Below are 15,035 nucleotides of genomic sequence, written 5' to 3' on the forward strand. Positions count from 1 at the left end.
AGAGAGGAACGATGAGTATGTTACTACACCAACTTTTGCTCCAGGGTGCGGCCCGGCAACCGGATAAAACAGCATTTTGCTGGGTTGATCGCAAAACTAGTTTGACGTATGCCGAGGCAGCCAGGCAGATGGACCATTTTGCTGGTGCCTTGCACCATTTGAGAGTGGTTAAAGGCGACCGGGTAACCATTTTTGCCCACAACGGTATGGACTACCTGCTCGGCATGTTTGCGTGCTGGCGCATTGGCGCGATTGCTGCTCTGGTTAATGTACGCTTTGCCGGTGAACTCGAGTATTACTTACATGATCACCAGCCAACCGTCGTGATCTACACCCACGATATGGCGGAAGCTGTTCGTCAGGCGGCAGCGACGACCCCGAGTATCAGGCATCTTGTGTGCATGGACGGCCCGCAGCCGGGCGCGGAAAGCCTACCCGCCTTGCTGGCTGCCGGGTTGACCGCCCCGGCTGATCCAGGCGACGAAGCCGCAATCGCCCATCTTTCCTATACCTCAGGCACCACCGGACGCCCTAAAGGGGCCTGCCTTATGCATGAACCGACCATGCGGGCGACCAATTGCATTGCCGAGCGTTTGCGTATAGCCTCTGAAGATATATCGTTCGGGCCAACAGCGTTATCAAGCTCCTATCAGTTAGTAGGCAATCTGCTGCCGCCGCTCCACCGGATGGCCACAGTGAATGTCATGTCCCAGTGGACGCAGCAAGCTGGCTGGCTAGCGCTGGATGTCACCCAATCCTCTCTGTTTGTCGCTAATCCTACCCTGTTGGCCGAGGTGCTGGAAGAATCCAAACTGCAAGGCCGTATCCCGGGTTCACTCCGTTTGGGACTGTCAGGCGGCGGCCCTGTCCCCACGGCATTAAAAAAAGCGTGGCGAGATGAATTGGGCATCCCGCTTGTAGAGAGCTATGGTCAAAGTGAGTTGGGCGGTTTTGTTGCTATGGGCTTCCCGGCCAAAGAACCTGATCACCGGCTTGGCGCCGTTGGGCTGGCTCAGCCTGATAAAGAGGTTGCGATACTGGACAAGGCCGGCAAAGCACTCCCGGTTGGTGAAGTCGGAGAAATCTGTCTGCGCGGTGGCTTTATGCATGGTTATTGGGGCAAACCGGATAAAACCGCCGAGGCTCTAAAGGATGGCTGGCTTCATACGGGTGATGCCGGCTGGATCGATACTGAAGGCTACGTAACTATGCGTGGTCGCTTCTCTGAACTGCTTACCGTTGCCGAAAAAATCTGGTTCCCCCGGGATGTCGAAGAAGCTTTGGCCGACCTGCCTGAGGTGAAAGCCGCTGCAGTTGTGGCAATTCCGGATCACTTATTAGGTCAGCGCCCGGTTGCCTATGTAATGCTGCAGGACGAAACGATAGCTCCGGACACGCTAAAACGGCTTATTGAACATAAAGTCCCCTATAATATCGAACCACTGCTAATGAAATCAATAGCCGAATTCCCCATGACCCCCACCGGCAAAATAGCTAAGGCTGAATTACGGGAGCTTGCTATATTAACAGCGCTATAGCACAGAAAGGGCTGATTTTCATGGAACGCCACGTTAGCCGATTGACATGGGAAGAGGTCCGAGATCTTGACAAACACACCGGGGCCTTGATCTTGCCAATTGGCTCCCTGGAACAGCACGGTCCTCATCTTCCGGTAGACACAGACCTCTTTTTCACTGAACAACTCCTGGACTTGACCTTGGCTAAACTGCCGGATCAAGTCACCTTATGGCGTCTGCCTGTTCTGCCAATCTCGAAAAGTAATGAACATGCAAGTTACCCCGGTACATTGAGCCTTTCGGCTACAACCATGATGGCTGTGCTGCACGATATCGCCCAGGGAGTCGTCAACGCCGGTTTCCGCCGTCTGGTATTTTGGACTTGTCATGGCGGCAATCGTGCCCTCCTGGAGGTCATAGCCAGAGAAGTGAGAATTGCCACCGGGCTGATGACTTTTGTTGTATTTCCACCTGCAGTAGCAGCTGATCCGGTTCAGCTTGATGAGCAGGAGCAAGCTCTGGGCATTCATGCCGGCGACTGGGAAACCAGTGTTATGTTGGCATTGGCAAGAGATAAAGTCCGGTTAGACAAACTAGACTGTTCTTATCCGGAACTCCCCGCCTCCTCGCTGCAACTTGAGTTAGCAGGAGCCACATTTGCCTGGACAACCAGCGACTGGAGTCCTAGCGGCACCTGGGGGAATGCCCGGAGGGCGACAGCCGAACGTGGTACACTGCGGTTATCAGCAATTCTGCCCCGGCTTGTCACGATCCTTACAGATATCTGTCACTTCGAGGTTTCTCGTTAACCACCGACCATGTTGTTTGTCGCCTATTTACGTGGGCGATTTGCATAATAAGCAAAAAATAAGCAGGGGGATTAGTGATGAAAAGTTTTAGTTTGCTCAAAAAGTTTTTCGTATTCGGGCTCATTTTGATGATGGCTGCACTGGTCATTGCCGGTTGCGGGGAAAAACCCAAACCGGCTGCGGAAAAGACAGCGGCCCCGGCCAAGATGAAGATTGCCATGCTGTTGCCCGGACCTGCCAATGACGCAGGCTGGAATACCGCTGCCTATCAGGGTTTGATGAAGCTAAAAGATAGCGGCTATGAAGTTGCTTTCACCGAAAGTGTACCTGTTGCCAATATCGAAGAAGCTTTTCGTAACTATGCGGAAAAGGGCTACGGCCTGATTGTCGGGCATGGTTTCCAGTTTGGTGACCCTGCGCTTAAGGTTGCCGGCCAGTTTGCCAATACAAAAATCTTCGTAAGCGGCAAAAATCCAACCAATGCAAAAATGCTGCCTAATGTCGGTTTTATTGACCAAAGCGAGTTTGAAGGGGCTTATTTGTGCGGCATTGTTGCCGGTATGACCACCAAGACCAATAAGATAGGCTATGTCGCCGGTATGGAAATCCCCGGACAACTGGCCAATCTGGCTGCCTTTACCAAAGCAGTGGAAGCCGTCAATCCTCAGGCCAAGGTATTTGGTATTATCACCGGTTCTTTTAGCGATCCAGCCAAAGGCAAGGAGGCAGCTACCGCTCAGATCGAAAACGGCGCCGATATTATCATGCACGCAGCCGACTCTACCGGCCTTGGCGTCATCGAAGCGGCCAAAGCCAAGAATGTTATGCTGATCGGCTATGGTGCCGATCAATCAGCACTAGCACCTGAGCTTATGCTGACCAGTCTGATTCCCGATTTGAGTAAAGCCATTACGCAACAGACCGAGCGCATTGATAAAGGCACTTTCGGCGGTGTTTGGAAAGCCGGTATTAAAGACGGCATCATTGATATCGCCCCACTTTCAGCCAAAGTTCCACAGGCTGCCAAAGACAAAGTCGCCCAGGTTCGTAAGGACATTGTGGAAGGAAAATTCAGCGTGCCGGAAATTTATGAACGGATTGACAAAAAATAGTTCAATGGTGGAGCGGCGGGGAATCAACCCCCCGCCGTCCCATTGAGGGAGGTAAGAATATGCAGGCGTGTCTGTCGTTGCGGGGTATTACCAAGTGCTTTGGCTCTTTTTCTGCTCTCAATCATATCAGCCTTGATGTACAGCCCGGTGAGGTACTTGCTTTGCTGGGCGAAAACGGCGCAGGTAAAAGTACTTTAATGAATATTATCTATGGCTTGTACCAGCCAACGGCAGGTCAGATTTTGTTAAACGGTCAGCCGGTAACCTTCTCCAGCCCACTGGCGGCAATCAGTCACGGCATTGGCATGGTTCATCAGCACTTTATGCTGGTACCGGCTTTCACCGTGGCTGAGAATGTTGCTATTGGTCAGGGGAAAGCACGCCTGACCTTGAGGCTTGATCAGATCGCAAAAGAACTGCAGCAATTGGCGGCGCGCTATCATTTACAGGTTGATCCTTTTGCCAGGGTGGCGGATTTGCCTGTCGGCCTGCAACAGCAGGTAGAAATCCTAAAGGCGCTCCATCATGGTGCAAAAATATTGATCCTGGACGAACCAACCGGGGTACTTACCCCCAAAGAGATTACAGGCTTGATTCAGACCGTCCGCAGCCTCGCTGCCCAGGGCACGTCAGTGATCTTTATCTCTCACAAATTAAATGAAGTCCTGGAGATCAGCGATCGCATTGTGGTTTTGCGGCAGGGGCAATGTGTTGGAGAAGTTTCTCCTCAAGGCACGACACCTGGTGATTTAGCCCGGATGATGGTAGGCAGGGACGTTAGTTTTCAGCCAGACCGTCAAGCAAGCCCCCGAGGCGAGGCGATTCTTGTTATGGATTCTGTCCGGGCCATCAATGACAGAGGCGTAGCAGCACTGCAAGATATTTCCCTGGCTGTACATGCCGGAGAAATCGTTGGTATTGCAGGGGTAGATGGTAATGGTCAGACAGAGTTGGCTGAGATCGTAACCGGCTTACGTCTGCTTACTGCCGGTGAGGTAGTCATTGCCGGTGAGAATCTCACCAATCAAACCCCACTGGATTTTATTAACCAGAAAGTAGGGCATGTGCCTGAAGACCGGAAAAAAAACGGTTCAATAAAAGGCTTCTCATTATGGGAAACTGCCGTAATGAAGAACCATGGCAACTTCCCGTTCAGCCATAGCGGCATACTAAACCATGAAAAAATGATTGACCATACCCAGAAGCTAGTCCGGCAATATGACGTGCGGATGGCAACCATCCATCAGTCGGCCCACTCACTTTCCGGCGGCAATTTACAAAAACTTATTTTAGCAAGGGAAATCACAGCCACTCCGAAGTTTATCGTTGTCATGCATCCCACCCGGGGTCTGGACGTAGGGGCCATAGAGTTTGTTCACTCGCAACTACTGGAAGCCCGGCGGCAGGGAGCAGCTATTTTGCTAATTTCGAGCGAATTGGAAGAAGTTATGAGTCTTGCAGACAGGATACTAATACTTTACGAGGGAAAAATAGTTGGCCAATTGCTGCCAGACGAATATGATCCCAACCACATTGGGTTGTTAATGGCTGGCGCGAGGGAGGCTGGATGATGTTTATAGATTTTGTACAGCAACACATAGTCAAAAAGTGTACCGGAACATCGGCAACGGTGATTTTAGCAGCCGTCATCCTGAGCTTGCTTTGTGGCGCTGTCTTTATCGCTCTGGCAGGGGCAAACCCGCTAGAGGCCTATTATGATATGCTTAAGAGTACATTAGGACGCTACTATGGCGTGGGCGAAGTGATCAGCAAATCAATCCCGTTAGTGCTTATTGCCGCCGGGGTGGCCATTGGCTTCTATGGCGGTCAAACTAATCTGGGCGGTGATGGGCAGTTCTATCTCGGAGCCATCGCTGCCGTCTGGACAGGCTTACTATTTGCAGAACTGCCCTGGCCGCTGGTTTTTATCTTGTCGTGGATAGCGGCCTGTTTGGCAGGCGGTGCCTGGGGGGCTATAGCCGGTGTACTCAAGGCCTATTTAAACACCAGTGAAATTATTGTTACCATTATGCTCAACTATGTATCGGTTTTATTTGTCAGCTTTCTTGTCCACGGTCCACTCAAAGAAAAAGGCGGGTTCATTCCCCAGACAGCGACGTTGCCAGAAGAGCTGCATCTGCCGATTATTTTGGAGGCAACCCGCGCTCACGCTGGTATCCTGGTGGCCCTGATTGCCCTCCTGACCTTATGGTTTGTCATCCACAAAACAGTATTAGGCTACCGTATCCGGGCGGTCGGTCAAGGGCTTGCCGGGGCCAGATATGCAGGGATTCATTGCGGCCGGTATATTACGCTATCGCTATTTTTAAGCGGAGCGCTGGCTGGATTGGCCGGTGCCATCGAAGTATTCGGCATTCATCACCGTGTCCTGGAAGGCATCTCGTCCGACTTTGGTTTTACGGCGGTAATTGTGGCCTTACTGGGCAGGCTAAAGCCGCTCGGTATTCTCGGTTCAGCTTTGCTTTTATCCGGTTTAGTGGTTGGGGCTAATGCTATGCAAGTGTCGCAAGGGGTGCCTGTTTCAGTTGTATTAATGCTGGAAAGTATGATGGTTGCGTTTGTCCTGTTAGGTGAAAGTTATCGCCAAACGGCAGCAAAATAGAGAAAGGGAGCATAAGGTATGGATGTAGATATTTTGACAGGTTCGATGTTTTGGACCAGTGTAATCGCCGCAACCGTCCGGATGGCAGTCCCAATCTACCTTGCCGGTTTGGGTGAGATATTTTGTGAACGAGCCGGGGTTTTAAATATTGGCATTGAAGGACAAATGCTGACAGGTGCCCTGGCTGCCTTTTTCGCCACCTACTATAGCGGCAGTGTACTCACCGGAATGCTGGCCGGTGCCCTGGCCGGTTTGGCGATGGCCCTGCTGCTTGGTTTTCTCTGTATTAAACGGCAGCTTGATCAGACCACTATAGGGGTACTGCTGAATATCTTCTGCCTCGGCCTGACTAGTTTTTCCTACCGGGTCATTTTCGGCATTTCTGCGACCCCGCCTACGATACCGCCTTTAGCGGCTGTGTCAATCCCCTTTTTGAGCAATATCCCAGTGCTTGGGCCGGCCTTGTTTCAACAAAACCTATTTGTCTATGCCGCGCTTATTTCTGTGCCGGCAGCTTACTGGTTGCTGTTTCGCACGTCACTTGGTCTGGATTTGCGGGCTGCCGGCGAGAACCCCAGAGCTGCTGAAACCATGGGTGTAAATGTTGTCGCCATGCGCTATCTGGGCCTATGCCTCTGCGGCGCGTTAGCTGGATTAGCCGGTGCTTTTCTCTCCCTGGCATTATTAGGCCGGTTTGTTGACAACATCACCGCCGGTAGAGGTTTTATTGCTTTAGCCATTGTTATTTTTGGCTGCTGGAAACCGCACCGGGTATTGGGAGCCGCGCTCCTGTTCGGTTTTGCCGAAGCACTCCAATTGCGCCTGCAGGCAGTAGGTATGAACATTCCATATCAGTTTATGCTCATGTTCCCCTATGTACTGACTATCATTGTTCTGGCTATGACCAGCCGCCGCACATTTGCCCCCGCCGCCCTTGGTCAGCCTTATGCCCGGGAAAACGAATAGCCATGAGAAAAAGCCCGGATTTTCCGGGCTTTTTTCTCATGGTCTTTCATGAACACTTGGATTCATTTTATGCGGAGGGGTTTACTTCTAGTTAAACTGATCATGCTTTGTACGATTTTGTGGGCAATCTCTGGGTGAGAGTGGAAAAACCTTTGGAAAGCCAAACCGGACAATACTAATATTTCTACGGAATCCATGGCAGCAATATCTTCAGTGTGCTTAGTGAGCTCGGTTAATCCGTTTGCGCCGAAGTGCTGTCCAGGTATGGTGTACTCTTTTACCGGGCGATGGAAAGTTAATGATTTTAGCCTGCCGGAGATCAATATATTATAGGAATAACTAACATCACTTTGGTTGGTAATTATATCGCCTGAATCACACTGGACATAGGCGCCGCAGCAATGGATGAATTTTTTTGCTTCTGATACTGATAATTTGTGCAGTATAGCTATAGCCTCAGTTGGTGGACTAGCCAAACGCTTACACAAAACTGTCCATAGTTCTTCTTCTGTAACGATTTGACTATTGATAACAGGTGAATTCTTAGTGAAATTGGCATGGAACCATTCGACTGCTTGCATATTTACTGCTCCTCTTTTACGAGCTATACGAAAAAAGGGGGAACGTACTGTACGGAAATGGTCAATATCATTTACAACCAAGATAAAAGGGGTCAATAGACCGTAACCTGATTCAACAAAATTTTTGCTGTAACGGCGGAATCCCATCTGCTCATAGAGACGCAGCAAATGAAAATTAGAAGAGCCAAAGGCGAATTGTATTTGGTTACTGCAGAAAACCTCGTAACCTTTCACCATAAGCAGATAAAGTGCTGACGAGCTTCGATAAGCGGGAGCAATCATTAACTTTCCAGTATAGGCAAATTTATGATCACTATGTTCAGTATAAAAATCTTGAAATGTATCCAGAGATAGAAAGTCTACTATTTCCTGGGGAAATTGTGCAAGAGTGCCAATGTTGATCCGTGCAGTGCCGATTAGCTCTGAGCCAATTTTTGCATATAGCAGAACGGTCCATTCATCAAGTTCATCATACAATAGCTTATTAACATAGTCTGTATTCCCAAGCTGTTTGGACATTTCTTCTATATAGATTTGGTAACGTAAATGGTATACTTCCCTTTTTTCTGATGGAGTGATGGCTATGCCAATCTCAATAGAGTTTTCAGATGATTCTGCTGCGCAGGACATTGCTTTTTGATAGTTGTTTATCATTTTATTATCTCTCCTTCATATAGTTATTGACGTAAGAATTCTTGCAGAAAACGTTACGTTGTCATAACTATCACCCCCTTAATAGGGAATACGGAGAGATTCTACATAATCCTTGTAAAAAAATGTTAAATCATAGTGTAATAGGTAGAAAAATATAATATTTAGGTAAATAAAAAGCCCTTTTTCAGGAGTATTGCTGTACTCCCTGAAAAAGGGCCGGAGTGATTTGGAATTTTATGATACTGGCAGAGTAAAATAAACAAAAAACGTAGTTCCTTCATCGCTGGTATTGATTCTAATAACAGCATTGTGTCGGTGTGCTATTTGGTAACAGATTGGAAGCCCCAAACCTGTGCCTGTATCTTTGGTAGTAATAAACGGTGTACCCAATTTATCAAGTACATGTGTGGGTATTCCAGAGCCCTGATCGCTGATGGATAAAACAACTTTGGTATCTTCCACGAAGGTGCGAATAATCAGGTTCCCCCCTGTCGGCATTGCTTCAATACTATTACGTATTAGATTCAGCAGTAACTGGCGAATCTCATTTTCGTCTAGCAGTAATTCAGGAATATCAGTAAGATCAATATGTGCAAATATTTTTGAAGTAGTAGCATCTGCCTGAATTAGGGGGAACAATGCTTCGATAATATTGTTTAAAGAGCATATTTTAAAGTTAATTGCCCTGTTCTGGGACAAAGAAAGATATTCCCGAATAATGGTATTGGCTCTATCTATTTCCTCAATCATTAATTTGAATTTTTCTTTATCGGCTTGATATTTTTCTTTTCTTCCCAGAACCTGCAAGTAACCGCGTACAGTAGTCAGCGGATTTCTAATTTCATGAGCGACAGTTGCAGCCATACTACCTACCATATTCATCTTATCAAACATTGAGGTCATTTGTTCCAGCTTTTTTCGCACCGTGATGTCGCGAATAATACCTTCTAATGCTATGAGATGACCGTTTCCATCATAAATAGGGACACATTTCTGTTCGATCCAAAGGGAAGTTTTATCTTTGCGAATCAGGCGTAATGTTAGTGGAAATTCAATAGAGAGTGGTAGATTACTGATAAAATTGTCAAGCAGAGAATGATCATCAGGATGTATCAAATTGAGAACTAATTTATTGTCGGCGTAATATTCTTCGGGGGTATAACCAGTGAGGGTTAGAACAGAGGGGGTTATATATTCGATTTTTCGTTCAGGCAGTAGTTGATAATGAAAGATTACGTCAACAGCATTCTCCGCTAATAGCCGGTATTGAGTTTCCTTGTTTACCAGATCTGTTCTGGTCTTTTCAAAGTATACCATTAGTGTACCCATAGCGATAACCAGGCGCAATATCCCACCCAATAAGTAACCCCAAGGAGCAAACCATGATCCGCCAAGTGAAAAAGGCAGAGCTAAACTGAGTAAACTCCATAGAATGAATGCATATCCGGTAATTAAGCGGCCAATTCCTGGTAGTTCCAAGTGCCGTATAAAAGTTAAACCTATCCATATGATTGCAGAGCAGCAGATAAAGATGGTGGGTAACAATTTGTAAGCTAAGGATGAGTATAGGCCGTTTAACGCAACACTTAGGATGAAAATGCTGACAACTCCATATAACCACCATTTATTAAGCTTTTTGTTTACAAAATTGCAAGTGCCCCATACAAACATTAGAGCACTGATCATATTTAGCATTTGATATGTAGTCACGCCTAAGTCGGATTGTTTCCAAGAGAGTAGTCCTGAATCGAAAATCGCAAACCGTGAGAGAAGGATGAGCCAGCTTAGTGCCCATATACCCATGTAGCGTTCGCGATACAGTGCATACAAATAAATGTAAACAAGAACTATGGAAACCGTGCCAATCGATGATCCAATTACTGATAGTTGAATATAATCCATAATTACTCCTGGCGAAAGTTAATTTATTACATGAAATATTTGTTCTACATAAGGACAAATTTTCCTTCTTAAGGATCATTTGGCGTTTTTTGGTAGGCGCATTCAGGTTAAGAACATCCACTGAGAGTTCGCGCGCGTTTTTGTTACCTCTGCAAGGTGTTTTCCTCGACGGTAATAAAAGGAAAGAGACCAGTATTACATATAACTGGCCTCTTTCCTTTTATTTATTGCAGAGCGATCGAGGCTTATTATTAAGCCATTTTATTTATGATTCGCTGCAATTCACTGATCGCATTATTTAGACTGAGCACATCTTGATCGTCTAAATGTTCGATTTTCTTCTCTAATATCAGCATTGCTTTTTCTTTGACGTTCTCAACAATGTTCAATCCAGACGAGGTTATGCCTATTCGGATAATTCTCCTATCGAGGTTATCATATTCTCTCTGGGCAAAGCCTTCTGAAACCAGTTTATCAATAATCGGTGTCATCTGCTGCTTGGACATGAGCATTTCCTGGGAGAGTGCTGTCATGGTGGCTTTTTTTTCTCTTAAAATTACTAGTACATGAATTTGTATCGAACTAAGAATGACTTTAAATTGTTGTTCAACAGGTCGTACAAACTCCTTATCAAGGAGCGGAATTAAATGAAACATCATTTCAGCGGTTTTTACACGATCCAAAAAAAAGCACTCCTTATTTTTTATTGACAGTATACCATGAAACGGTTAACATATGTATATAGTAAATAAAAATTTACTATATACATATGTTGATTATATTCAAATATTAATAGTATATTAATATTTATATTATATCATGAGTACTACTACAAATCCAAGATAGCATTCAAAACGTCGATTGAGCTGATGCGAATCCCTGGAGGGGGCGCATTTCAAAATATTAATGCTTAAAGGAGAAATACATGACTACAGCTTCCGTTCATACCACTGATGTAAAAACTCTTCCGATTATGATTTCCTTGTTGGTTAGCGCCTTTCTCGGCATGTTTAGTGAAATGTCATTAAATGTTGCGTTAGGCAGTCTGATGAAGGAGTTAAGTGTTTCAACAACGACAGTTCAATGGTTAACCACTGGGTATATGCTTGTTATTAGTATACTAGTGCCAGTTTCAGCATTGCTGTTGCAATTGTTTACCACTAGGCAATTATTTATAACAGCACTTTCCTTATTTACGTTAGGCACGTTGGTGGCAGCAATCTCGCCAAGTTTTGCCGTGCTATTAATGGGAAGATTGATTCAAGCTGCAGGAACAGGGCTGTTGATACCATTAATGATTAATACGATATTGCTTATTACCCCGGCAGAAAAGCGTGGTTCGGTAATGGGGCTGATAGGATTGATCGTGATGTTCGCTCCAGCTATTGCACCGACTGTAGCTGGTTTAATTTTGCAATATCTGGATTGGCACTGGTTATTCTGGGTTCTTATTCCGTTTCTGATTTTAGATATAGGATTTGGTTGTAGATCCATGCAGAATGTATCCGAAGTCCGGAAAATCAAAATTGATTTTTTATCCATTCTATTGTCGACGATAGGCTTTGGCGGTCTGGTGTACGGACTTAGTAGTGCGGGAGAAGGGGTTGATGGTTGGTCTCATCCTACCACAATCATTGCACTGGTCACTGGGTTAGTAGTAGTTATTCTTTTTGTTTGGCGCCAATTAACAATGAAAGAACCAATGCTAGACTTGCGGGTGCTGAAATATCCAATGTTCTCACTTGGGATGGTGTTAGTAATAATTACGATGCTGATCATATTCTCATTCCTGCTGCTTACACCCTTGTACCTTCAAAATGGACTTAAATATTCTACCTATATTATTGGACTGGTACTTTTGCCAGGGGGAGTTCTTAACGGTCTGATATCTCCGGTTACCGGCCGGTTATTTGATAAATTTGGACCAACACGGATGGTTATTCCTGGCATGATCATTGTAGCAGTAACTTTATGGTTCTTTTCGCGAGTTACACTAACATCAACGATGCCGAATATTATTATCCTTCATTGCTTTTTAATGATTGGCGTGTCCATGATCATGATGCCTGCACAAACGAACGGGCTTAATCAGTTGCCGCGCAGACTATATCCGCATGGAACCGCGGTTATGAATACCGTTCAGCAACTGGCAGGGGCGGTTGGGACTGCGTTATGTGTTACTACCATGAATGCAGGACAACGCAGTTATCTGGCAGGCTTAGGAACCCCAGGGGCGTCCGAATTAACGAACGCGCTAATTGCTGGGATACAAAATTCTTTTACGTTAGGCTTTGATTTAGCTGTTATTGGGCTGTTAATGGCTTTGCTTATCAAACGAGCGTATAGTTCACAATCAGAATAATTTATCAGGAGGTTAGTATGAACAGATACCAGCGGTATTTCCTAGCAATTATCCCGATCGCCATGCTAATGACGTTAGCCCAGCCGGCGTTTGCCACGGCGGTAGAGCTATCGGTAGAAGACAGTATTGCTTTGGCTTTAAAGAATAACTATGATATAAAATATGCAAAATCTGCCAGGGAAAAATCCTATTGGGCCATGAAAGAAGCCAAGAAAAATAAAGGCATTTCCATCGATTTCACCCACACCGACCAGCGATATAACACTCCTCCGGCGGAGACCGGAACATCTGCATATGAATATACGACAAATTTTGATAACCAGATCGCCCTTACATTACCACTGTATTCTGGTGGAAAGCTGGAAAATCAAATTAAACAGGCTAAACTTGATCTCAAGGTAGCAGAACTGGATGTGGAGGCAGCCAAACAACAACTTAAACTGACAGTGGTTACTGAGTACCTTACCGTGCTTGAATACCTTAATGAAGTACGAGTGAATCAGGAGACGGTCAAAAATTATGAAGAACATTTGAAGCAGGTTAAGGATAAATTCGACTTGGGCCTAGTTGCTAAGACTGATGTGTTGTCAAGCCAGGTAGATCTAGCAAGTTCTCAGGATAATTTGGTAAAAGCCAAAAATAATTATACAAATGCAGTAGCTGCACTGAACAATGCTATTGGTTTACCCCATGCTACTGAAGTTACGCTAAAAGATGAGTTTGCTTACGAAAAATATCCAAAGACGCTGGAGGAATGTCTTCAATACGCTGTGGAGCACCGGCCCGAACTTATCCAATATGAGGCCAAAATCGCCAGTGCCAATTATGATGTGGATATTGCCAAAAGCGGCCGGCGGCCGACTGTTAATTTGACTGCCGAGCAGGACTGGTATGACAGCCATTTAATTGGCTCAAAAAATAGCAATTGGCTATTAAAATTAACCACATCGATCAATGTATTTGATACCGGTTTAACCAATTCTAACGTAAAGCAAGCCCAGCATAATGTGGATATGGTGCTGGATAAGGCCGGGCAGCAGCGTGATACGATCCTTTTGAATGTACGTGAGTATTATTTGAGTATGCATGAAGCCGAGAAGCGGATTGATTCCAATAAGGTATCTGTTGAATATGCCGAAGAAAGTTTAATGATCCAGAAAGCTCGTTATGAGGTCGGAATTGGAACTAACCTTGATTTGCGTGATGCGGTATTATCGCTGGACTCCGCTAAAAAGGATTATATCCAGGCATTGTATGATTATAATACGAACAAAGTTAAACTGGAACAGGCCATGGGTTTACCAGTGCAATAGCAGTGAAAGGTGGAGGGATGACAATTGAGTATCAAGGGTTCAAAAAAATTGTACATTGGATTGTTTGTTGTAGTTATTTTGCTTGGCATTGTTGTTGCACGCAGCGGGATATTGCCCACAACACAGATGAATAAAGCCCCGCAGGCTGTAGTGGTAAAGGCTATGCAAGTAGTAACGCGTGATACACCTATCAGCCGTGAATTTGTGGGTCAGGTAAAAGCAAAAAGTGAAGTAAAAATCATGTCAAAAGTAGCTGGGAATGTTGTTGCGAAGATGGTGAATGGCGGCGATACTGTCTATAAAGGCCAGCCTTTGTTCCAAATCGATAATAAGCAATACCGGTCAGCGATTAATTCAGCCAGGGCTGCGTTGCTAAAATCGCAGGCAACACTTAATAATACACAGAAAGACTTGGAGCGCTACCGTAAATTGGCAGATCTAAAAGGAATTTCCCAGCAAACGTTAGACTCCTACATATCCCAGGCTGAAGAAGAAGCGGCTACGGTTGAGGTTAGCCGGGCAACCTTGCAGCAGGCCATCGAGGATGAGCAGGATACCTTAATTGTTTCGCCAGTTGATGGCCGCATCGATGTGAATGATGTAAGTCTTGGTTATTATGTGGCAGCCGGTTCGACAACAATGGCTACCGTTTCCACAATAAATCCGGTTTGGGTACAGTTCAGCATGAGCGAAACTGAGTACCTGAATTTTATCCAAAAAGGCAATGGATCACTGCCTGCCAGCTTTAAGGATCATCTGAACCTTGTACTAAGTGACGGAACGGAATATCCACTCATAGGTCGGGTGGAGCAAATCGATCGGGGAATCAGCGATACAACAGGCACGATTACGATCAAAGCTCGTTTTGATAATCCGCAAAATTACTTGTTGCCAGGGATGTTTGCCCGGGTAGTTGCTCAAGAAACTGTGAGGCAGGGAGCTTTACTGATTCCACAAAAGGCGGTTAAGGAAGTGTTGGATAATACCTTTGTTATGATCGTAACCGACGCTAACAAGGCCGAAAGCAGGCAAGTGAAACTTGGCGATAGAATTGGCGATATGTGGTTGGTGGAAGAAGGTCTCAGCGGCACTGATCGTGTTGTTGTGGACGGTATCGACAAGGTAAAACAAGGAAATGATGTACAAATAACAATGATACAACCGGATGCACAGACTCCGGCTAAGCTATAGGGGGC

12 protein-coding genes are annotated in these 15,035 nt (G+C 45.8%); 9 read left to right on the top strand and 3 right to left on the bottom strand.

What is annotated here, in order from left to right; translation table 11 throughout:
* Positions 1-11: 11 nt before the first annotated feature.
* The 6 genes from B9A22_RS00420 to B9A22_RS00445 all read left to right on the top strand — a co-directional run bounded on the left by B9A22_RS00420 (position 12) and on the right by B9A22_RS00445 (position 7,027).
* Positions 12-1,538, top strand: coding sequence for a class I adenylate-forming enzyme family protein (locus tag B9A22_RS00420; RefSeq protein ID WP_217805833.1), 1,527 nt, complete (start codon positions 12-14; stop codon positions 1,536-1,538).
* Between the two features lie 20 nt (positions 1,539-1,558).
* Positions 1,559-2,326 (top strand): creatininase family protein, encoded by a 768-nt coding sequence (locus B9A22_RS00425; RefSeq protein WP_084573622.1) that lies wholly within the window; start codon positions 1,559-1,561, stop codon positions 2,324-2,326.
* A gap of 77 nt (positions 2,327-2,403) precedes the next feature.
* Positions 2,404-3,438 (top strand): BMP family protein, encoded by a 1,035-nt coding sequence (locus B9A22_RS00430; RefSeq protein ID WP_084573623.1) that lies wholly within the window; start codon positions 2,404-2,406, stop codon positions 3,436-3,438.
* Between the two features lie 59 nt (positions 3,439-3,497).
* Positions 3,498-5,009: an ABC transporter ATP-binding protein gene (locus B9A22_RS00435; protein ID WP_084573624.1), complete on the top strand. Its 1,512-nt coding sequence runs from the start codon at positions 3,498-3,500 to the stop codon at positions 5,007-5,009.
* A complete protein-coding gene (locus B9A22_RS00440) occupies positions 5,006-6,061 on the top strand; it encodes an ABC transporter permease (RefSeq protein ID WP_084573625.1) in 1,056 nt (351 codons plus the stop codon). The genes B9A22_RS00435 and B9A22_RS00440 overlap by 4 nt, the downstream gene beginning before the upstream one ends.
* Positions 6,062-6,079: 18 nt before the next feature.
* Positions 6,080-7,027 carry an ABC transporter permease gene (locus B9A22_RS00445; RefSeq protein WP_084573626.1) on the top strand — a complete coding sequence of 316 codons (948 nt, stop codon included), beginning with the start codon at positions 6,080-6,082 and terminating at the stop codon, positions 7,025-7,027.
* Positions 7,028-7,089: 62 nt separating this feature from the next.
* Here the strand turns inward: B9A22_RS00445 and B9A22_RS00450 are convergent, their stop codons facing one another.
* The 3 genes from B9A22_RS00450 to B9A22_RS00460 all read right to left on the bottom strand — a co-directional run bounded on the left by B9A22_RS00450 (position 7,090) and on the right by B9A22_RS00460 (position 10,847).
* Positions 7,090-8,262: a GNAT family N-acyltransferase gene (locus B9A22_RS00450; RefSeq protein ID WP_084573627.1), complete on the bottom strand. Its 1,173-nt coding sequence runs from the start codon at positions 8,260-8,262 to the stop codon at positions 7,090-7,092.
* 234 nt (positions 8,263-8,496) lie between these two features.
* On the bottom strand, positions 8,497-9,741 hold the full coding sequence (locus B9A22_RS00455) for an ATP-binding protein (RefSeq protein ID WP_245823729.1): 1,245 nt from the start codon (positions 9,739-9,741) through the stop codon (positions 8,497-8,499).
* A 674-nt stretch (positions 9,742-10,415) separates the two neighbouring features.
* Entirely contained in the window at positions 10,416-10,847 is a 432-nt protein-coding gene (locus B9A22_RS00460; protein WP_245823731.1) for a MarR family winged helix-turn-helix transcriptional regulator, read from the bottom strand.
* Positions 10,848-11,089: 242 nt separating this feature from the next.
* Between B9A22_RS00460 and B9A22_RS00465 the strand changes: the two genes are divergently transcribed.
* Genes B9A22_RS00465 through B9A22_RS00475 form a run of 3 tightly spaced genes read left to right on the top strand, consistent with a single transcriptional unit; the run spans position 11,090 to position 15,030 of the window.
* A complete protein-coding gene (locus B9A22_RS00465; RefSeq protein ID WP_084573629.1) occupies positions 11,090-12,526 on the top strand; it encodes an MDR family MFS transporter in 1,437 nt (478 codons plus the stop codon).
* A 17-nt stretch (positions 12,527-12,543) separates the two neighbouring features.
* Positions 12,544-13,839 carry a TolC family protein gene (locus B9A22_RS00470; protein WP_084573630.1) on the top strand — a complete coding sequence of 432 codons (1,296 nt, stop codon included), beginning with the start codon at positions 12,544-12,546 and terminating at the stop codon, positions 13,837-13,839.
* Between the two features lie 24 nt (positions 13,840-13,863).
* The gene (locus B9A22_RS00475) at positions 13,864-15,030 is read left to right on the top strand and encodes an efflux RND transporter periplasmic adaptor subunit (protein WP_084573631.1); all 1,167 of its coding nucleotides are present in this window, start codon (positions 13,864-13,866) and stop codon (positions 15,028-15,030) included.
* The last annotated feature ends 5 nt before the right edge of the window (positions 15,031-15,035 follow it).

Source organism: Sporomusa malonica (assembly GCF_900176355.1).
GTDB lineage: Bacteria > Bacillota > Negativicutes > Sporomusales > Sporomusaceae > Sporomusa > Sporomusa malonica.

Coding starts and splice junctions, on each gene's coding strand:
- B9A22_RS00450 (WP_084573627.1), bottom strand. CDS start 8,262: ATGATAAACAACTATCAAAAAGCAATGTCCTGCGCAGCAGAATCATCT.
- B9A22_RS00470 (WP_084573630.1), top strand. CDS start 12,544: ATGAACAGATACCAGCGGTATTTCCTAGCAATTATCCCGATCGCCATG.
- B9A22_RS00425 (WP_084573622.1), top strand. CDS start 1,559: ATGGAACGCCACGTTAGCCGATTGACATGGGAAGAGGTCCGAGATCTT.
- B9A22_RS00440 (WP_084573625.1), top strand. CDS start 5,006: ATGATGTTTATAGATTTTGTACAGCAACACATAGTCAAAAAGTGTACC.
- B9A22_RS00420 (WP_217805833.1), top strand. CDS start 12: ATGAGTATGTTACTACACCAACTTTTGCTCCAGGGTGCGGCCCGGCAA.
- B9A22_RS00445 (WP_084573626.1), top strand. CDS start 6,080: ATGGATGTAGATATTTTGACAGGTTCGATGTTTTGGACCAGTGTAATC.
- B9A22_RS00430 (WP_084573623.1), top strand. CDS start 2,404: ATGAAAAGTTTTAGTTTGCTCAAAAAGTTTTTCGTATTCGGGCTCATT.
- B9A22_RS00465 (WP_084573629.1), top strand. CDS start 11,090: ATGACTACAGCTTCCGTTCATACCACTGATGTAAAAACTCTTCCGATT.
- B9A22_RS00435 (WP_084573624.1), top strand. CDS start 3,498: ATGCAGGCGTGTCTGTCGTTGCGGGGTATTACCAAGTGCTTTGGCTCT.